Genomic DNA, 20,657 nt, shown 5'->3' with positions numbered 1-20,657 from the left:
TAACCCGCCATCGCTCGCGACTTGTAGGCGCACACGATGGCGGGTTTTTCTCTTGAAATTTTTAATATTTCAAATACAATATCGCAAGTGTTCTTCAAAAGACATCCTTAAATAAAAGAGGAGAGAGAAATGAACGCCCCACACAGTGCATCAGAAATCATCAGGCGGAAGATCACCGGATTTGCCATAGGTGCCACTGTTTACTCCTTGGCATGGTTGATTTTCCAGCTCTTCTGAAATCCTACTATCGATACTAATTGAGGTTTAAAAAGAGTCTGGAGTTGCTTTTTTTACAGGATATGTATAATATTAGATTAGAGACCCTCCCTAGGGCTTGGGCGGAAAAAGGTCGCGGTCGGTCCCCCATAGGAGCCGCCTCCGGTTAATCCGGCACCCGATGAAAAAAATTGATCGGGTGTAGCGGTAAAGCGAAACGGTTGAGTCGTTCTAGAGCGATTCCTGAATCGCAAACCAACCTCTACCTTCTTTCCGCCCAGCCCTCCGGCCCCCGCGTGTCATCCTGTCGCGCGTGGGGCCTTTTTCTTTTTATAAGTGACGTAGTTCGCCAGCTGGCGGAGGATTCCGACATTACCTCGTGGCTCTGCCCCGAGGGACTATATAAAATCAAAATCCCCGCGCCTTGTGGGCGCGGGGAGGGATTTCAGTCTCGAATCTCGTCTTGAAGCTCTTCCGAAGATCTCGAGGAACCAACTCCGGCGAAAAGTGTGATCTCGCCCTGGCCGACACTCTTCGCCTGATCAGTTTCCACCTTGACGGCAAATATCCATAAGCTTCTAGTGCCCCGCCCCCTCCTTTTCAACAAATTCGCTGTGATAACTAGCTGAACCGGCGGAGTAACGAGCTCGCTACCGGACTGACACTTGTCATAACGGACAACGAAACACTTGCCGTTTCCGAGAACACCTGCAACAAACAAACCGCAGGTCTGTGCCATCATCTCAATGATGAGAGAAAGCGGCATGGCCGGTCTACCCAAAAAATGGTCGCGCAGGAAGTGTTTGGATTCGTCTTCAAGCGAGTAGTCGAATGTTGTGATTATAGTTCCTTCATCCTTATCAATCTTAACCACCTTATCCACAAACCTGAAACCAGCCCCTATCTGCCTTTCGAAGATTTCCATCAGATTTTCGCTATTCGGCATCTTCTTCTCCTTGTGCTTTGTCTGTCATATTTATAACAAAACGAGTAATTTAAAGCAAAGTCAGCAAAAAGTTATGATAAAATTTAAGTATGCTTGAAGCGGTTATTTTAGGTCTAGCTCAAGGACTAGCTGAATGGATCCCAATCAGCTCAGAAGGATTGATTGTTGCTATAAAAAGCAATTTTTTTTCTGGAGATAAAACTATTGTTGACTTAATCAGGTTGGCGCTCTTTTTACACTTCGGGACTTTTCTTTCGGCCTTGGTTTATTTCAGAAAAGATGTTTTCAATCTGACCAAAACCGCCTTTCGTCCGAAAGAATCTTCAGAAGAAGACCGTAAAATTTTTAGATTTATTTTTATAGCCACCTTGGTTAGCGGGCTTTTTGGATTTTTACTACTTCAATTTATTGGTAGGTTTGAAGAAAAATTAAAGCTCGGCAGTGTCTTTGCAAATACCCTAATCGCTCTGATGCTTTTTATAACCGCAACTTTACAATTAAGCTCGAAAAAAACCGGACTGAAAGAAGAAAAAAATCTTAATATCTGGGACGGTCTTGCCTTGGGAATAATGCAAGGATTATCAGTAGTTCCGGGACTTTCGCGCTCCGGATTGACAGTCTCCGCCCTGCTTTTGAAAAAATTTAATGACACAACCGCTTTGCGTTTGAGTTTCCTTTTGAGTTTACCTATAGTTTTTTTAGGCAACCTTTTCTTAAACTTTAGATCATTCAGTGTATCTTTAGAACTCATTGTTGCACTCATCGTCTCCTTTCTCGCCGGCATACTGACAATTGACATACTCCTTAGACTAGCGAGAAAAATAAATTTTGGTTATTTTGCTATCTTTTTCGGAATCTTGCTTTTAATCGCAAATTTTCTCTAGAACGTTTGTTTTTTAAATTTATCGAGTGCGCCGGTTTTCAAGCAATAGTCATGCATTACTATTCCGGCGGCGACTGAAACGTTAAGTGAGCGGACACTACCAAATTGGATAATTTGGACTTTATAATCACACCTCTCCAAAACTTCTTTAGGAATACCATCGCTCTCTTGGCCAAAGACAAGTAAGGTCTTTTTTGAAACGTCCCATTCAAATTCATTAAGCGTCGTTGAATCTTCCGTGTTTTCGGCCGCCACCGCCAAGTCGTAGCCGGAAAAAATTTCATCCAAGTCTTCAATAAATTTGACGTGCTTAAACTTCATATAAAACTCGGTGCCAACACTTGCCCGCCGATCAAATTTTTTCCGGCCGTAGAGAATAATTTCTTTCGCCCCAAAAGCGTTGGCGGTACGAATTATATTGCCAGCATTATTATCATAAAGAAGGTTGGCTATTAAGACGCCAAAATTCAACTTACGACCATCCAGATACTTTTTTACCTCTTCGTCAGACATCCATTTCAAATAATCCGGTCGGTTTCTCGGCTTATTGGGATCAAACGACAGAGTTTTACCTTTAAATTCAAATTCCATTACTAAAGAATGGCAAAAGTCGGACAAAAATCAAGTCCTAAACGGAACTATTCATGACGGACCAAGTGGTCATGACCGCTTTCTTTCTCAAGAATTTTTGAATGGAGGTCAAGAATAATCTTCTTCGCCTCGTGAGGATTTTTTGCGTCTTTCAGTATAATTTCTCGTCCAGCGCCGGCAGTTTGAACATGAATTTCACCAAATCCCAAAAAGGTCGGGATGATACCGCTGATTTCCACTGTCGCATCTTGAACTTTTTCAAAGCGCAAGTTTATAGTTTCTCGCCGAAAAAGGCCTTTTTGTTCAATAGCAATAATTCTGGTTGGAGTTACATACCAAACATCTAGATAATAGTCGGTCCATTCAAGAAAAAATATTAGCCACAAAATAAGAAGCCAAATAAAATATCCGAAAGAAAAAAGATAGACCAGACTTCCGCCAAAATCAATTTGTTTGATAGTTGGGAAAAATTTCAAAACCACAAACGCCAAAATGCCGGGCAATAAAGCAATTATAGACAAGATAAAACCCTGGACAAAAATTACAAACCAGTGCTTGCGAAGCTCCAAAACCACCTTCTCGTCTGAATCAAGTTTAAACATATTTAATCATTTTTCTAAAACAACAAGATAGAAGCGACAGCGCCGAGAATAAGAAAAGCAGAAACAGAAAAATAAACTATCTCAGCTGTACCAACGGCAGTAGCGTGCAAACCAAATTTATTCCAGTGGAAAATAAGAATTAAGCTTAAAACTAGAAAAACTAAAAAGACTACAGACAAAATGAGCCACAAGAAATCACTGTTTACAACAAAGCTCGAGCTCGGGAAACCCAAGTTAAAATTCAGAGAATTTTCTAAAGTCCCCTCTTCCATATTATGAATAATATCACAAAAAATTTATAGGAGGTTGAAAAAAACTGTGGAAATTTTCCTGGACACAACCAAAATTAAATTATAAATTCAAGGATGGAAACAAGACGACAAAAGAAAGGAGCGACTCGTGGACCAGGCAAAAGACGGCACAAAGTCCAAACCGCCCAATGACCGCAAGAGAGAGGAAAAGAAAGGGGGACTTAAGAACAGGGGTGGAGAGAAAACGAAAAGACCAGACAGGTCTAGAACAGTGCGGATTGATCCGCACGACCGGACAATTTCGGCCGGCCTGTAGCTGTCAAGCTCTTTCTTCGAGCCCCGCTGGCGTGTAAACACGTCAGCGGGGCTCTTTCAAAACTCAAATTTAATGACAGAGATACTTACCACCGAAACCTTAAGGCGGGAAGATTTATTTAGCTGAATTGTCGTTAAAACTTATGGCTTTATTTTTAGCGGTCTTTTTAACAAAAGAATTAACCAACCAAAGCACGAGCGCAAAGACAAGCGCCCACCAAAAACTATCAATACTAAAGCCCTCAACAATCCAAGCTGCCAAGATAACAAGAATGGTGTCTATGACTAAAGTAAAGAGCCCAAGAGTCAGAATGTTAATCGGCAGAGTCAATAAAATAACAATCGGCCTAATAAAAGCATTTATCAAGCCCAGAACTAAAGCTACGACTAAAGCTACCCAAAAAGTGGCGACTGTAACACCCGGCAAAATATAAGCAATTGCCAGAATAATTACGGCAGAAATCAACCAATTTAAAACAATGTTCATAATACTCATATTAAAAATTAAAACTAATAAAAAACGAAAACTATGACTAAAACATTCTACAATTATATACCATAAATCAATAATCAACGATTTGCCGGAAATAGGCAAAGTGATATTATAGACGACAAATGAGCAAAAAAATGGTTAACACCGAACCATACAAAGGGGTCCGGGATTTTTATCCCGAGGACTTATTTATTCAGAAATACCTCTTCCAAAAAATGAGAGAAACGGTAGAAAGTTTTGGCTACGAAGAATACGGGGCTTCGATTCTTGAGCCGGCCGAACTCTATCGCGCCAAAAGTGGTGAAGAAATAGTTAATGAGCAAACCTATACTTTTTTAGACCGTGGAGAAAGAGAGGTAACACTGCGCCCAGAGATGACGCCGACTTTGGCCAGAATGGTCGCAAAAAGAAAAAGGGATTTGGCTTTCCCCTTACGCTGGTACTCAATCCCCAACCTCTTCCGATACGAAAATACTCAAAGAGGTCGCCTGAGAGAACACTTCCAACTAAATGTCGATATTTTTGGTGGAGAGCCGAGAGAGGCCGATTTGGAAATTTTAATACTGGCCTACTCACTTCTAAAAAACCTTGGCGCCAAAGATGAGGATTTCAAAATAATCATCAATAACAGAAAAGTCGCCGAAATGACTTTTGAAAAACTCGGCCTTAATTCTGAACAAAAATATAAAATCTCAAAAGTTATAGACAAAAGAGACAAAATTTCGGAAAACGAATTTAAAACCGCAGCAGAAACTCTACTACAAGAAAAAGCTGAAAGATTTATAGAGATCATGGATTCAAATAAAAAAATGATTGATCTACTCGGGGAACAAAGTCCGGAAATCAAAGAATTGACCGCACTAATCGACGGACTATACAAGTTCGGAATCAAAAACATTGAGTTCAATCAAAATCTGATGCGAGGTTTTGATTATTACACCGGCACGATTTTTGAAATATTTGATACCAATCCTAAAAACAGCCGATCGCTATTTGGTGGCGGACGATTTGACGAACTTCTGCAAATTTTTGGTGAGGCAAGCATACCGGCAGTGGGCTTTGGCGCCGGAGATGTAACCCTGCTTGATTTTCTAGAAACCCACAACCTGCTTCCTGATTACAGAAGTCAGACTCAAATCTATATTTGCCGACTTGATCAGAAATTTACTGATGAAGCAAATAGACTTGCCCAAGATTTAAGAAAACAAGGAATAAATTCAGCAGTAGATTTAACCACCAAAAAAACCGGTGACCAGATAAAAACTGCAGCTAAAAAGAAAATACCTTTCATTGTCTGCCTCGGAGAAAATGAGATAAAATCAAACAGATTTAAGGTTAAAAATCTTGAAAGCGGAGAGGAAACAGATTTAAGCGTGGGAGAAATAGCAGATTTTGTAAAGAAAAATTTGAGCTAAAAAATCCGAATTCTTATGTCCAAGATTGTTTTTGATATTGAAACCAAAAATATATTTTCTGATGTCGGCGAAAGAAACCCGGCGGCGCTGGATATTTCGGTCGTCGGAATATACGATTACCGAAGCGGAGAATATAAAACTTTTTTAGAAGAAGAATTTAACAAACTGTGGCCAATTTTAAGCCGTGCCAATCTGTTAATCGGCTTTAACAGCGACCACTTTGATATCCCGCTCTTAAACAAATATTATCCGGGAGACCTGACTAAAATCAAAAGTTTGGATATTCTGAAAGAGATAAAAGAAAGTTTCGGAAGACGTATGAAGCTTGATCAAATTGCCGAAGGTACGTTGGGAATTAGAAAATCAGGTTTTGGACTGCAAGCTACCGAGTGGTGGAAAAAAGGTGAGGTTGAAAAAGTCAAAAAATATTGCCTTGATGATGTAAAAATTACCAAAGAAATCTACGAATATGCATTAAAAAACAGCGAGCTCAAATTTGCCGAGGGTGGCAAAATTATGGAAATTAAGCTAGATGTTAAAAGCTGGCAAGAATCTGAACAAAACGGAACAACCGGGGCACTGCCATTTTAAACGGCTAAAACGCCAAAATGGACTTTATTTTTTTGTATGATAAGATTCGTTTACCTTTTAAAATTTAAATAGATAAAACTATGCAAAATAAAATTTTTCTGCCTTTGGCAATAATCATTGCCGGAGGATTGATAGCCGGAGCTTTATATTTTGGAGGAAATGGTGACAGAGTAAGTAATGACGCTGAAGAGCCCTCTTTCGAAAAGATGAGCCCCGTTAGTGAGGGTGATCACATATTTGGTAACCCGAGTGCTCCAATAAAACTTGTCGAGTATTCTGATACCCAATGCCCTTATTGCCGAGCCTTCCACCAAACAATGAAAATGTTGATGGCTGATTTCGCGCCGGAAGGCAAAGTAGCTTGGGTCTATCGTCACTTTGCAATATTGGGACCCGAATCAGTCACTGAAGCCCATGCTACGGAATGCGCCGCCGACCAAGGAGGAAATGAAATGTTCTGGAAATTTATTGATGCTATGTTTACCGCTAAAAACGACAACGCCAGATTTCCTGTCAGTGCTTCTATAGAAACTGTTGCAAAAGGAGTAGGGCTAGATATGGAAAAATTTAGAACATGCCAAGAAAGCAGAAAATTTGAAGAAAAGATTTTGGCTGAAAGACAAAATGCCGCAAATGCCGGTGCGCAAGGCACACCTTACACTTTGATTGTAAACGCTAAAAATGAACCGATGGCAGTTATTCCGGGTGCCCTACCTTATGAAAGCGCCAAACAAGTCGTGGAGGAAGCGCTAAAAAATATCTAACTAGCGTCTTGATACAACAGACTTCTTCAAGAGACAATATTTACAGTGTGAGTCAGAGCAAGTCTTATCCCAAAAAGAAAGAGTGGCGATTTCCGTCGCTTTTTCTTTTGCAAGCGATACTAAATCTTCGACTTCATTATCTCCAATAAAAAACTTCTCTTTCTTGAAACGACCGGTTTGATTCGGCTCAATAAAGTCAATCTCGCCAGACACCATTTTGTATCGCCCATCGGCAAATTGATTTAAAAGTAGTTTGTAGAATACGAGCTGACGGTAAAGATTGCCCGAAGAATGTTTGGTTTTTCCGAGTATATCATTACGACTCTTTGGTTTAGAAGTCTTGTAATCAACGACATTAACTTCCCTATCAGACACCCCAATAAATTCTAGCTTATCAAGCTTGCCGCGCAGGACTAATTCCCTTTTTTTACTACCAATTTTTACCTCACCCAAAATCACACCATTTATAGTAAACTCGGTCTTGATATTTTTTGGCCAACTGTTTTTATAAAAATCATAATAAGCTGAAAGTGATTTTCTACCTTTTTTCAAAGCATCTTCGTAATCATTTTTATCTAAAGGTTGTCTTCTTAAGGCATTTTCAAAAAAAACTATTAAGTCTTTGGAGTTTGGTTTTTCATTGTTGCGATATCGTTTAAAAAATTCTTCAAAAGCCAAATGGACCGCGGTGCCATACATCTGATTTTTGTTCGGCGCCTTAGGAAGTCGCAGGAGATTTTCAAAAAAATATTTCCACGGACATTCTAGATAATTATTCAAAGCACTGACCGAAAGCCCTTGATCAAAAAACATATTTGCCAAAAAGACTTCGTCTTTAAAAATATCGTTCTCTGCGGGCTTTTTCACCGGCTTTTTCAAAACAACTTTTTTCAAGAATTCGGATTCAAGTGAGGCGGTCTTAATTTCCTTGACTAGTTTTGGATTAATTTCCGAAATAAACTGGGAAGGCAAACGAAGTTTTTGATTTTGGTCTTCACGGGAAAAGCTCAAAAAGATCTCTCTCTTGGCCCGAGTCAAAGCCACATAGAAAAGCCGGCGTTCATCCTCAAGTCCGACTTCTAAAAAGACATCGATTGGAAGATTAAAATTCTTCCTCCTTTTACGATGCCCCCAATGACCGTCAAAAAGTCCGGTAATATAAACGTAATCAAATTCCAACCCCTTAGCGCTGTGGGCCGTCATTAAATTTACAGCTTCCTTTTTCGGTCCATAAGAGTCTGGGACCTTTAAAAAGACATCATAACGTTTTAGTAAATTTAAAAAACTTACAAGATCGGACAACTTCGCATCTTTATGATTTTGCGCTAATTTTCTGGCCTGCCCAAAGAAAGCTTCGAGCTTATTTAATTCCTCCCACGAATTTTTGTTGGATAAAGCAAATTTAATATATCCAGAACGCTCAATCAAGTTCTCCAGAAAATCCATTAGATTTTGGTTATCAGCCTTTCTGGACAAGTCTTTCAGTAATTCATAAAAAGACAGAATATTTTTTTGATCTTCCAGATTTATTTTTTCTAAAATTTTTGGAGAACGGAGACAGTCGTGCAAGCTAATTTTTTTTCGCCGGCAATATTCCAAAACCTTAAAAACATCCAAAATATCAATATTTAGAAAATCTATAAAAAGAGTTTCGGCCAAAAGTTCGTCGTCACCAAAACGGTCAATCGCACGAAGCAAAGAAAGTATTTTTCTAATGTTTTCATCTAGAAACAAACGTTGACCGGAATATATTTCAAACGGAACACCTTTTTTTTGCAAAGAGTTTGCAATCGAAAAAACATCATTATTGTCTCGGTAAAAAACTCCAATTGAGGAAGGTTTAATCCCACTTTTAATTTTTTTTGATATATCTTCAGCAATAAACGATTCTTCAAAAATTGGCTTGCTAAACTCTCGCAGAAAAATTTTTGGATTATTTGAAAGCGGGTCGGAAACAGAAACAAGGCGTCGACGCAACATTGGATCATTTACTGAATTTTTTTCTATCAAAGAATGTGAGGCGTCCAAAATCCCTTGCGGCGAGCGATAATTTTTTTCCAAAGTTAAAATTAAAGCATCAGGATAAATTTCTTTAAAGTAGAGAAAATTCTCCAAAGAGGCGCCTTGGAACCGAAAAATCGCCTGCTTCTCATCGCCAACAATAAAAATATTCGGTGATTTATGAAAACCTAAAAGCAGTTCCAGAATTCGATTTTGGGCGCGGTTAGCATCTTGATGTTCATCGGCCAAAATATACAAATATTGCTCTTGAAGCTCTGCTAAAAGCTTTTTGTTTTTTCCCAAGGCCCGAACCACCTCAAGTATCATATCTTCATAATCGTAAAGCGAGCGTTCGTGAAGAGCTTTTTCATAACGCTCATAAACCTCGCAAAGCTCTCGGTTTTTTCTAAGGTGTTCTGAATCTTCGTCTTCGATTGACTTTCTTTTTAATGAGGATGGGGTCTCTGGCCTGTTTCTTTTTTCATAATCAAGAATAGATTTTTTAAAATCAGAAACCCCGATGTTTTCTCTTTTCAATTCCCTGATTACCGAAAGAATTGGTTTTATGTAAAAAATAGGATTTCCGAAGGGTTTGATTTTATCAAAATTTGAATTATCAATTATCTCTTCCAAAATCTGAATCTGCTCAACCTCCGAAGCGGTGTTGCCACCGACAACCCTTGGAAAAAAATCCGGATAACTTCTTATCACCTCATTACAAAAACTGTGAAAAGTAAAAATATTGACTCGATAGGCGTCGGCACCGATTATCTCTACCAAACGTCCACGCATTGAATAGACCCCGGATTCGGTAAAAGTTAGCGCCAAAATACCATCAGGTGGAGTATCGGTTTTGCGCAAGATATTGGCAATCCTTAATCCTAGAACCTGGGTCTTGCCAGTACCCGGACCGGCAATAACCATAACCGGCCCCTCAATCGCATCAACCGCCCTTCTCTGTTCAGGATTTAATTTGTCATAATAAGTCTTGAATTTAGAAAACATATTCTGATAGATTTTAACACAAAACAATTCTTGGCTTTTTTTAGAAAAATGATATTATGAAAAAAGACTGCAGGATAATCCATCTTGTAAAAAGAAAAGAGAGGTTAAAGTGTCAACTAGACCAAGATTACTGAAGGGAGTAAATTCCGGCGGACATTCAACAATCCTAAGGGGGCTAGAATCCTTTTTGAGAGCTATCTCAAAGATTGGCGGGGTAAGTGTCAGAACTGGAGAGTTAACAGGAAAGGGGAACAGGTCAGGTCAACCCTCCATGAAAGTAACTGATACGGAAACCGGGTTTAAAATTGTCGCGGCCATAAGTAGCGGCAGGCAGGAATTCTATATCATTTTCCCTAAGTCGCTTGACCGGAAAAAAATCCAGTCACAACTACGGGAAATCTTTAAAGAAGAGGTTGGGTGATCCGAAACATCAACAAGCCGGCATTTGAGTCGGCTTTTCCTTTTTAAAGGTAATTTTTGAGACGTTCTATCTTTTGGTGATTCCTTAATTTTTCAAGCGCCTTAGCTTCAATTTGTCTTATTCTCTCGCGAGTCACACCAAATTCCCTACCAACCTCTTCAAGAGTGTGGGTAATACCGTCAAGTAAACCGTGGCGCATTTCCAGAATCCGCCTTTCTTTCGGTGGTAAGTCAGAAAGAATTTCTTTGACTTGATCCGCTACAATTCTTCTTGATGTTTCTTCAGCCGGAGAAAGAATTTTATCATCAGCGATAAAGTCCCCGAGAGTGGATTTGCCATCGTCATCGTCAGGGCCAGCCGGACTTTCCAAAGACACTGTTGCTTGGTCAATTTTGGTAATGTTGTGAATTTTGTCAACGTCCATTCCCATTTCAATCGCCACTTCTTCTGGCATCGGGTCGCGCCCCAAATCCTGCGACAGTCGTCGGACGATTTGCTTATATTTCGCGATTGTCTCAACCATGTGAACCGGAACACGAATGGTGCGTGATTGGTCGGCAAGCGCTCTTGTAATAGCTTGCCTAATCCACCAAGTAGCATAAGTTGAAAACTTAAATCCTTTTTCCCAATCAAATTTATCAACTGCCTTAAAGAGGCCAAGATTGCCTTCCTGAATCAAGTCCAAAAGTGTCAAATCAGGACTTCGGCCAACATATTTCTTGGCAATTGAGACTACAAGACGCAAGTTTGACCTAGCCAAAATATTTTTTGCCTCCATGTCCCCCTTTACGATTCTTTGGGCCAATTCTTTTTCTTGAGCACCGGAGATCAGAGGGTATTGTCCGATTTCTTTCAAATACATCTGAATTGAATCTGCGGACAAAGAAGATTTGTATATGTCCTTCTCCTTCATCAATTCATCGCTGGATTCTAAGAGATTTCCACCTTCCAAAAGGTCAATGCCAGCGACCTCAATTTTGGAATAAAGGTCGTCAAGTAGCATTATATCGCTTTCGATATTTGGAAATTCTTTTAAGATTTCATCATAAGTAACAAAACCTCTTTCTTTGCCTTTGTTCAAAATCTTCTCTACTGCCGATTCAATACTCTCCTTGGTTTTCTGCGTCTTAGGAGAAAGAGCCCGGGCACCCCGTGTCTTTCTGATAGAAGATTTCTTGGCTTTTACAGCAACCTTTTTTTTATTTTTAACCTTCGTCGACTTTCGGCCCTTTTTCAGAGATTTGTTCCGAAGGTTTTTCTTTTTAATAGCTTTGGGTTTTTTTCTTTTCATAAAAATTTTATTTTTGTCTTTCCAGTTTCAACTGATTTATTTTTTTGCTCAAATCCTGACTCTTGAGAAGCAGTGTCTCAACCTTATCTCTATCTCGACCATTCTCAGCTTGCTGAATTTCTTTAAAGACCTCGGTCAAGGCGTTTTTTAAAACCTCTTCATGCAAATTAAAAATTAAATCCTCAACAATGTCTCCAATGTCGTCTCTATCAGAAAAATACGCTTCAGCTTCAAAAGTAAGCTCGTCTTTTTTAGAATCGTTCTGCTTTAAAAAAAGCTCGAAATCCAGATCTGAAAATTCTTCTATCTTGCCTTTAATATCAGAAATGGTTGGTTTCTGTCCTTTGCCATCAAGCCAGAAAGCGATGCCAGCCAGTCTCAACATTATACTTGATTTTCTATCTGTCAACGACTTATCCGGAACCGAGATTTCAGACTCAACCGAATCAAGCTCAAGATCAACCTTTTGTAAATCGCTCCAAACAGCTGCCTCCGGGATGTTTACTCTCTCGGAAACCGAGGCAACAAAACGCGCCTGCTCAATGCTTGAGGGCAAAAGCTTTAAAAATGGCAGAACTTTTTTCATAATCTCTTGGTCTTGTCGACGTCTGTCCATTTTAGCTTCCAAAATTTTATCAAGATAGAAATCAATTATGTGACGCGAGTCTTTCAAGATTTTTAGATATTCGTTTTTATCTTTGGCAATAAATGAAGCCGGGTCCTCACCGTTCGGCAAAGCGGCAACTCTGACATTCATATGAAAAGGAATCGCCAGTTTAGCCGCCCGCTCTATTGCCTTGAATCCGGCCGCGTCTCCATCATAAGCGAAAATTATTCTTTCCGAAAGTCTTTTCAATCTTTGAAGTTGTTTTTCTGTCAAAGCAGTTCCGGAGGTAGCGACAGTGTTACAAAATCCCGCCTGATGCGACAAAATCAAATCCATTTGGCCCTCAACCAAAATTGAATAATTCTTTGTCCTAATTTCGTTTTTTGCCCGATCAAAGCCGTAGAGAATTTCCGACTTGTTGAAAAACTCGGTCTCCGGACTATTCAAATATTTTGGCGCATTTTCTTTTTCCGGAAACAATCTGCCTGAAAAAGCGATTATTCGTCCGGCGCTATCAAAAATCGGAAAGATGATTCGATTTCTGAAGACATCATATAACTTGCCATCTTCAGTTTTCTTAGCAAGACCTGTTTTCTGCAATTCAGACTCTTTAAAACCTTTGTTCTTTAAAAAATCTATTAAGTCCTGCCACCTGTCTTTGGCATAACCAATTCGCCAACTTGAAAGTGTTTTTTCCTCAACCGACCTTCTTTTTAGATAATCTCTGGCAAGTTTATCATTCCTTAAGTTTTCTTCAAAAAAGGAAGCGGCGTGATCAATAAGCTCAAGCATCCGTTCTTTCTCTCCTCTGTCCTGCTTCTTTTCAAAGTCCAAATCAACACCAGAACGATGAGCCAAAATTTTCAAAGCGCCGAGAAAATCCAACCCCTCCATCTCCTGAACAAAAGTAAAAATATCACCTTTAGCTCCGCAACCAAAGCAGTAATAAGAATCTCTGTCCGGCGAGACAAAAAAGGATGGAGTCTTTTCGTTGTGAAAAGGACAATTAGCTTTAAAATTTGAGCCGGCCTTTTGAAGCTTTAAATGACTCCCCACTACATCAACAATTGAAAGTCGCTCTTTGATTTTGTCTACATTAGACATAAGCTTCCTAAAGTGGTTTTGACACAAAAACTAAGCGCGAAAGACCTCCAATGATAGAAATTTAAGAGCTAAGAACCTCCTGATCTTGTTGGGAATCTTCTATCATCTTCTGCTTTGGACTTCCAATAAATCCGGTGCCGGCCGGAATTAATCGGCCGATTATGACATTCTCTTTTAACCCTCTCAAATTATCCTCATAACCTCGAATAGCCGCGTTTATGAGAATCCTTGTGGTGTGCTGAAAGGAAGCGGCGGAAAGGAAGCTCTTTCTGGTTAGAGAAACTTCGGAGATACCCATCAGAACTTTTTCAGCTTTGGCCTCTTTGTTGCCTAAATTCGCGGCTGACTCGTTAGCCAAAGTCAATTCCCGCTCCTCAACAACATCACCGTTTGATAAATTTGTATCACCGCTATCTTTAACTCTGCGTCTAGAAAACATTTGGCGAACAATTACTTCTATATGTTTTCTTGAAATCGGCTCACCCTGTAATTCGTAGAGCTTGTTTATCTCCTTAATAATATAATTTTCAGTCGCTTCTTTGCCGGCATATTTGAAAAGTTCGTCCAAATCTGCAGAACCGTCGGTTAAAATCTGGCCTTTTTTAACCCCATCGCCAACCTTCACCAAAACCGATCGCTGGAAGCTGACTGGATATTCAATTTCGGCACTTTTTGATTTTGGAACTTTAGCTTCTGAAGACAGAACAACAATTGATTTCTCACCCTTTTCGTTCTTTATGCTGGAAATAACTCCATCGACAGTTGAAATAACAGCTGGATTTTTCGGCTTTCTCTTCTCAAAAACCTCTTCCACTCTAGGCAAACCAGTGGTAATGTCCCCACCTACCGAAGCGGTGCCTCCGGAATGAAAGGTTCTCATCGTCAATTGGGTTCCCGGCTCACCAATAGCTTGGGCCGCGACGGTTCCGACCGCTTCACCAATCTCAATTGATTTGCCGGAACCAAGATCCGCCCCATAACACTTGGCGCAAACCCCGCTTATAGACTTACACGACATTGGTGAGCGAACGATCGCCTCGCTGACTTTGGACGACTCAACTAATAAGGCATCTTTTTTGGTCAAAAAATGGCCTTTCTTGAAAATAATTTCTCCGTCAGAGTCAACCACATCTTCAGCTAAAAATCTGCCTTTTAAATTTTTGGACAGTGGGACCTCAATTTCTGAATCTGAATCACGGCTGATTTTTATACCGTCTTTTGTTCCGCAATCTTCTTCAGTAATTATTGAATCTTGCGCCACATCAAACAGACGTCGAGTTAAGTAACCTGCCTTTGCGGTATTCAAAGCCGTATCGGTCAAGCCTTTTCTGGCGCCGTGGGTGGTAATAAAGTACTCAATCGGAGTCAACCCTTCTTTCGAAGAAGAGATTACCGGAAATTCAATAATTTCTCCGAGAGCATTTTGGATGAGACCTTTCATACCGGCCATCTGGGTAATTTGAGAAAGAGAACCTCTAGCGCCGGACTTAACCATGTCGTAAACCGAACCCTTTTTATCAAGACTGTCCGGAATAATTTTTTCCAACTCACCCTTAGCCCAATGCCAAATTTCTATATTTTTCCTCAAACGTTCTTCACTGGAAATAAGACCGTCGTTGTACTGACCCAAAACCTCTTCAGCTTTTTTATGAGCGGCATCTATTATATCTTTTTTCTGCGCCGGCACCGAAATCTCATCAATACCCCAAGTAATACCAGCGTAGGTTGCATACTTAAAACCAAAAGACTTTATCTTGTCCATTATCGGCGGGATCTCTCCAATGCCATATTTTTCAATAAGGTCTTCAACCAAAGCCGACATCTTTTTCCTGTCTATTTCGGAGTTTAAGAAAGGATAATCTTTTGGCAAAATACTGTTGAACAACAAACGTCCGACGGAAGTCTCAAAAATTTGTCCATTGAATTCTTTGTATTTCGGAGTGTCTGTCGCCAAGACTTTTATTTTGGCTCGAAATCCGACTATATCATAGTCAAAAGCACCAATCGCTTCGTTCGGACTTGAGAAATGTTTATCCTCACCTTTTTCATCAGGAATAATTCTTGTCATCCAGAAACAGCCCAAAACAATATCAAGCATTTTGGCCGAGACAATCGGATCACCGCTTCCCGGCTTTAAAATATTTTTGTCGGCCGCCATAATATTTCTAGCTTCCATTTGAGCTTCTGCGGACAAAGGAACATGAACCGCCATCTGATCACCGTCAAAGTCCGCATTGAAAGCAGTACAGACTAAGGGATGAACTTGAATGGCATTACCCTCAATCAAAATCGGCTGAAAAGCTTGGATTCCAAGACGGTGCAAAGTCGGAGCTCGATTCAGAAGAACATATCGTCCCCTGATAACCTCTTCTAAAATTGCCCAGACTTCCGGCACTCCTTCTTCTATCAACTTACCAGCACCTTTTATGTTGAAAGCTAGTTCTTTCTTTAGAATTTGAGAAATAACAAACGGCTTGAAAAGCTCAAGAGCCATATGTTTTGGCAGACCACACTGATTGAGCTTAAGATCCGGACCAATAACAATCACAGATCGGCCGGAATAATCAACACGCTTACCCAAAAGATTCTGCCTGAAGAACCCTCTTTTACCTTTCAGATTGTCAGCGATCGATTTTAATTCTCGCTTTTGACCTTGACCGATCATTGATGACTGAGCGGTACCTTGGCGCAAAGTGTTGTCAAGCAAAGCATCTATTGCTTCTTGCAAAATTCTTTTTTCGTTCCTTAAAATAACTTCAGGCGCGTTGATTTCTTTAAGTTTCTTAAGACGATTGTTTCTATTTATCACCCGGCGATAAAGATCATTGACGTCAGAAGTCGCATATCGCCCACCATCGAGCGGGACCATTGGTCGCAAAGCCGGAGGAATGACCGGGATTCTAGTCAAAAACATCCACTCCGGACGCAAACTGTTTTTAATCATTGATTTAACCAGAGAAATTCTTTTTTTGATTTTTTCTCTCTCAACCGATCCAGCTTCCTCAAGTTCTTGTTCCAAATTGCTTTCAAGAATTTTTAAATCAACATTGCTTAAGATTTTATAAATAGCTTCGGCGCCAATACCGGCCTCAAATATTGTCCCGTAACGAACCGAATAGTTATGAAAAGCCACCTCGTCAAGGACTTGCCCTTCGGAAAGACCTTCAATATCGTTTCTGGTCTTGACCCACATTTCTTTCAGAGCGTCTTTTTCTTTCTGGTTTTGGGCCGATTTAAGCTTGCTGTTGAATTCACTGTCCAAATCCTTCAGAACCCTCTTTCGTTCTTCTTCATTTACAGAAGTGATTATATAACCAGCAAAATAAATAACTTTCTCCAAGTCACCGGCTGGAATTCCTAAAACCATCCCGATTCTTGAAGGTACGCTTTTTAAAAACCAAATATGAGAAACCGGACTTGCCAACTCAATGTGTCCCATTCTTTCTCGCCTAACAATGCTTCTTGTGATTTCAACACCGCACTTCTCACAAACAATTCCTTTATAGCGAATTCCGCGATATTTGCCACAATAGCACTCATAGTCCTTGTCAGGTCCGAATATTTTTTCGTCAAAGAGACCGTTTCTCTCGCTTCTTTGAGTTCTGTAATTTATCGTCTCGGGTTTGGTAATTTCACCAAAAGACCACTGCCTAATGCTGTCGGGCGAAGCCAGACGTAGAGCGATAGAGTCAAAGTCGTTTATATTTGCCGATAATTTTGTTCTCATAAATTTTAAAAAGAAAATATTGTTAAAACGAAAAATCTATTTCTCCGCACCCCTTCTTTTTTCATCTTTTTTTCTAAGTTCAACGTCTAAAGCTAGACCGCGTAAATTACTTAGCAAGACATTAAAAGACGCAGGAGTGTTAAGTTCCCTTATTTTCTCACCCCTAACAATCGCGTCAAAAGCCGCACTTCTTCCAATGATATCGTCAGATTTAATCGTCAACATTTCCCGCAAGGTATGTGCGGAACCGTAACCAAGAAGCGCCCAGACTTCCATCTCGCCAAATCTTTGTCCGCCACCTTGGGCTTTACCACCAAGCGGTTGTTGGGTAATAAGCGAGTAAGGGCCAATCGAACGCATGTGGATTTTATCTTCAACCATATGGTGAAGTTTTAGAATATACATATAGCCAACAGCAATCGGCTGATTAAAAGCTTCTCCTGTTCGGCCGTCGTGAAGAATCATTTTGCCCGACCTTGGAAATCCAGCTCTTTCAAGCTCGTCTTTTATTTCTTCCCCAGTCGCGCCGAAAAATGGTGGCACAATGGCTTGATAATTCAAAGTGTTAGCGGCTAGACCCAAATGCATTTCCAAAATTTGCCCCAAATTCATTCTAGAAGGTACGCCAAGAGGGGTCAAAATAATATCGACCGGCTGACCGTCTTTGGTGTAAGGCATATCTTCCTCTGGTAGAATTCTAGAAATTACACCCTTATTGCCGTGCCTTCCGGCAAGCTTGTCACCCACAGAAACATTTCTCAATTGAGCAACCTCGATATGAATTCTTTTTATAATTCCTGATTCGAGTTTGTCACCATTTTCCCTAGAAAAAACCTGGACCTTTACTACCCTGCCTCTTTTTCCGACTTCCATTCTCTTTGAGGTATCTTTTACATCTCTGGCCTTTTCACCGAAAAGAGAGCGAAGCAGACGCTCTTCAGGAGTCAGTTGGGTCTCACCTTTTGGAGTAATCTTGCCGACCAATATATCGCCCGAGCGAACTTCGGCCCCCACCCGAATAATTCCATCTTCTGCCAAATTTCTAAGTTTGGTTTCTCCGACATTAGGAATATCGCAGGTCGTAACTTCCGGCCCGAGCTTTGTGTCTCGGACATTGACGACAAATTCTTCAATATGAATACTTGTAAATTTGCTGTTCTTTACCAACCTTTCGTTAACAATATTCGCGTCTTCATAATTGGCCCCGGACCAAGACATGAAAGCGACTAGAACATTTTGGCCCAAAGCAATTTGGCCATTTTCAGACGATGAGGTGTCAGCCAAAATTTCACCTCTTTTGACTTTTTGCCCAACTTCAACTATCGGTCGCTGATGAAAAGCGGTAAAGCCGTTAGTTCTTGAAAAATTGACCAAACGATATTCATCTGTCTTACCTTTCTTGTTTTTTATTTTTATTAGTCGGCCATCGACATAGGAAACCTCTCCTTCTTCGCTCGAAACTACAAGTCGTCCAGTGTCTAAAGCCGCGGCCTCTTCAATGCCGGTTGCGACAAGTGGCGCTTCAGGAATAACGCAAGGGGTCGCTTGTTTCTGCATGTTTGAACCCATGAGCGCGCGGTTAGCATCATCATGATTTAAAAAAGGAATCATCGAGGTGGCAACAGAAAAAGCTTGAGTGGCTGAAACATCGATATAATCAACGTCATTTCTTTCGACAAGTCCCGGCACACCTTTTACCCTAACATCGACATGGTCAGGTATTAAACGACCACTTTCATCATAGGGGGTTGCAGCGTGGGCAATTTTGTATTTTTCTTCTTCGTGGGCATCCATATAGTCAATCTGGCCTAAAATTTTTCCATCTTTGACTTTGACATACGGCGTCTCAATTATTCCAAATTCATTAACTCTGGCATAAAGCGCCAAACGCAAGATTAATCCGATGTTTTGACCTTCAGGAGTATGGATCGGGCAGAGTCGGCCGTAATGGGTAGGATGGACATCGCGGACTTCAAAACCGGCGCGAGCGCGATTGAGACCTCCTGGGCCAAGAGCCGAGAGAGTTCTAAGATGTTCTATTTCAGACAGAACGTTCTCTTGTTGCATAAACTGCGAGAGCTGATTTGTAGCAAAAAATTCCTTAATCCTAGCCTGCAAGGGCTTAGGAGAAATGAAATTTACCGGCAAGACGGTTTCGCTATCAATGGTGGACATTCGGTTTTGAATATTCCTTTTTATCTGTGCCAGTCCGATTCGGATTTTCTGTTGGAACAATTCTCCGACATATCTAACGCGCCTTGAACCTAGATGGTCAACATCGTCTTCTTTAGCGTCTGGGTTATTGTTTAATTCGGCAATGTGATTAATGATGACTGTCAAATCAGACAAACTTATAACTTTCTTTTTCAAATCACTGACAGAAGACCCTAACCCAAATCTTTTATTAAACATGTATCGCCCGACCTTTGAGAGGTCGTATCTTTCTTCGCCGAAAATAGAATTCAAAAAATCTTTGGCGTTATCAACTGTCGCCATATCGCCATCCCTAAGACGTCTGTGAATCTCAATAACAGACTGCTCTAAACTTTTAGCCGGATCTTTGGCCAAAGTTTTTTCGATATGCTCTTTTGCTTCTTTTTTATCTTTAAAAAGAGCAAGAATCTCTTTATCGGTAGAGGCGCCAAGAACTCTAAAAAGAGAGGTGATGGCGAATTTTCTTTTCCTATCAATTCTGGCATATATAACCCCGTCTTGATCAGTTTCAATTTCAATCCAAGCCCCTCGTGAAGGAATGATTTTGGCCCCAAAATACCTATGTCCACGAATATATTGTGAATTGAAGAGTACCCCAAAAGCTCTGGCAAGTTGTGGAACAACGACTCTCTCTATACCGTTTACAATGAAAGTGCCGTGATTCGTCATAAGTGGCATATCAGCCATAAAAATCTCCTGCTCTTTTTCAGTTTTCAAGCCAAGATTATTTAATCTGACCTTAACCTTAAGTGGCGCTTCGTAAGTTAGTTTGTTTTCCTTAGCAAAGTATTCATCAAATTTTGGTTCACCGATTTCAAAACCCAAGAAATCAAATTGGAATTTCTTTTCAGTAAAATCTTTGATTTTGGAGAATTCCGAAAAAACTTCTTTTAAGCCATCTTTCAAAAACCACTCAAAAGATTTGATTTGTGGTTCGACTAAATAAGAGAGGGGGGCGATTGGGTCCTTATAGCGACTAAAATATTTTTTCTTCAGCTGTTCTTTCTTGATAACTATTTGATTTGAAGTCATAAAAATCAACAAAAGCAAGACTTAACCTTGCTATATAAAGGTTTTTAAAAATACTTATAAAAAGAATTTAATTAAGCTTTTTAAGCACTTAATTTATAAGCCCTTTAAAGTATCCAGATAGTCATCATCAACTCAATCTTGTCAACTAGACAAGTATAGGGATCAAATTTTGTTTGTCAAGCGAAACT

16 protein-coding genes are annotated in these 20,657 nt (G+C 40.1%); 6 read left to right on the top strand and 10 right to left on the bottom strand.

All coding sequences use genetic code 11. The features are described 5' to 3' along the window. Positions 1-661: 661 nt before the first annotated feature. Positions 662-1,162 carry a hypothetical protein gene (locus QY304_00410; protein WKZ26554.1) on the bottom strand — a complete coding sequence of 167 codons (501 nt, stop codon included), beginning with the start codon at positions 1,160-1,162 and terminating at the stop codon, positions 662-664. Positions 1,163-1,251: 89 nt separating this feature from the next. Here QY304_00410 and QY304_00405 point away from each other — a divergent pair, with 89 nt between their 5' ends. Then, complete coding sequence (locus tag QY304_00405; protein ID WKZ26553.1) at positions 1,252-2,046, top strand: undecaprenyl-diphosphate phosphatase; 795 nt, start codon at positions 1,252-1,254, stop codon at positions 2,044-2,046. Here the strand turns inward: QY304_00405 and QY304_00400 are convergent. The 3 genes from QY304_00400 to QY304_00390 are packed head-to-tail and all read right to left on the bottom strand — an operon-like array spanning position 2,043 to position 3,510. After that, positions 2,043-2,636, bottom strand: a complete 594-nt coding sequence (locus tag QY304_00400; protein WKZ26552.1) for a TrmH family RNA methyltransferase — start codon at positions 2,634-2,636, stop codon at positions 2,043-2,045. The genes QY304_00405 and QY304_00400 overlap by 4 nt on opposite strands. A 47-nt stretch (positions 2,637-2,683) precedes the next feature. Then, positions 2,684-3,238 carry a PH domain-containing protein gene (locus tag QY304_00395; GenBank protein WKZ26551.1) on the bottom strand — a complete coding sequence of 185 codons (555 nt, stop codon included), beginning with the start codon at positions 3,236-3,238 and terminating at the stop codon, positions 2,684-2,686. 14 nt (positions 3,239-3,252) lie between these two features. Then, positions 3,253-3,510, bottom strand: coding sequence for a hypothetical protein (locus QY304_00390; protein WKZ26550.1), 258 nt, complete (start codon positions 3,508-3,510; stop codon positions 3,253-3,255). A gap of 127 nt (positions 3,511-3,637) precedes the next feature. On the opposite strand from QY304_00390, the gene QY304_00385 reads away from it, so the two are divergent. Continuing rightward, on the top strand, positions 3,638-3,805 hold the full coding sequence (locus tag QY304_00385) for a hypothetical protein (protein WKZ26549.1): 168 nt from the start codon (positions 3,638-3,640) through the stop codon (positions 3,803-3,805). A gap of 114 nt (positions 3,806-3,919) precedes the next feature. Here QY304_00385 and QY304_00380 read toward each other — a convergent pair whose 3' ends face one another. After that, positions 3,920-4,291, bottom strand: a complete 372-nt coding sequence (locus QY304_00380; GenBank protein WKZ26823.1) for a phage holin family protein — start codon at positions 4,289-4,291, stop codon at positions 3,920-3,922. 128 nt (positions 4,292-4,419) lie between these two features. On the opposite strand from QY304_00380, the gene hisS reads away from it, so the two are divergent. The 3 genes from hisS to QY304_00365 all read left to right on the top strand — a co-directional run bounded on the left by hisS (position 4,420) and on the right by QY304_00365 (position 7,067). Then, positions 4,420-5,712 (top strand): histidine--tRNA ligase, encoded by a 1,293-nt coding sequence (gene hisS, locus QY304_00375; GenBank protein ID WKZ26548.1) that lies wholly within the window; start codon positions 4,420-4,422, stop codon positions 5,710-5,712. Positions 5,713-5,727: 15 nt separating this feature from the next. After that, a complete protein-coding gene (locus QY304_00370) occupies positions 5,728-6,303 on the top strand; it encodes a ribonuclease H-like domain-containing protein (protein WKZ26547.1) in 576 nt (191 codons plus the stop codon). Positions 6,304-6,383: 80 nt separating this feature from the next. Next, positions 6,384-7,067 (top strand): thioredoxin domain-containing protein, encoded by a 684-nt coding sequence (locus QY304_00365; protein WKZ26546.1) that lies wholly within the window; start codon positions 6,384-6,386, stop codon positions 7,065-7,067. On the opposite strand, the gene QY304_00360 is transcribed toward QY304_00365, so the two are convergent. Next, the gene (locus tag QY304_00360) at positions 7,068-10,073 is read right to left on the bottom strand and encodes an ATP-dependent DNA helicase (GenBank protein ID WKZ26545.1); all 3,006 of its coding nucleotides are present in this window, start codon (positions 10,071-10,073) and stop codon (positions 7,068-7,070) included. It lies immediately after the preceding gene. A gap of 109 nt (positions 10,074-10,182) precedes the next feature. Between QY304_00360 and QY304_00355 the strand changes: the two genes are divergently transcribed. Further along, complete coding sequence (locus QY304_00355; protein WKZ26544.1) at positions 10,183-10,494, top strand: hypothetical protein; 312 nt, start codon at positions 10,183-10,185, stop codon at positions 10,492-10,494. Between the two features lie 43 nt (positions 10,495-10,537). Here the strand turns inward: QY304_00355 and QY304_00350 are convergent, their stop codons facing one another. The 4 genes from QY304_00350 to QY304_00335 form a co-directional block, all read right to left on the bottom strand. Then, entirely contained in the window at positions 10,538-11,785 is a 1,248-nt protein-coding gene (locus tag QY304_00350) for a sigma-70 family RNA polymerase sigma factor (protein ID WKZ26543.1), read from the bottom strand. 7 nt (positions 11,786-11,792) lie between these two features. Then, positions 11,793-13,496 (bottom strand): DNA primase, encoded by a 1,704-nt coding sequence (gene dnaG, locus QY304_00345; GenBank protein WKZ26542.1) that lies wholly within the window; start codon positions 13,494-13,496, stop codon positions 11,793-11,795. 61 nt (positions 13,497-13,557) lie between these two features. Continuing rightward, positions 13,558-17,223 carry a DNA-directed RNA polymerase subunit beta' gene (rpoC, locus tag QY304_00340; protein WKZ26541.1) on the bottom strand — a complete coding sequence of 1,222 codons (3,666 nt, stop codon included), beginning with the start codon at positions 17,221-17,223 and terminating at the stop codon, positions 13,558-13,560. 36 nt (positions 17,224-17,259) lie between these two features. Beyond that, positions 17,260-20,469: a DNA-directed RNA polymerase subunit beta gene (locus tag QY304_00335; protein WKZ26540.1), complete on the bottom strand. Its 3,210-nt coding sequence runs from the start codon at positions 20,467-20,469 to the stop codon at positions 17,260-17,262. Between the last annotated feature and the right edge of the window lie 188 nt (positions 20,470-20,657).

The sequence above is a fragment of the Candidatus Paceibacterota bacterium genome (assembly GCA_030583745.1).
Lineage (GTDB): Bacteria > Patescibacteriota > Minisyncoccia > Phycocordibacterales > BOKC01 > BOKC01.
This window is presented reverse-complemented; position numbering and strand designations above follow the sequence as displayed.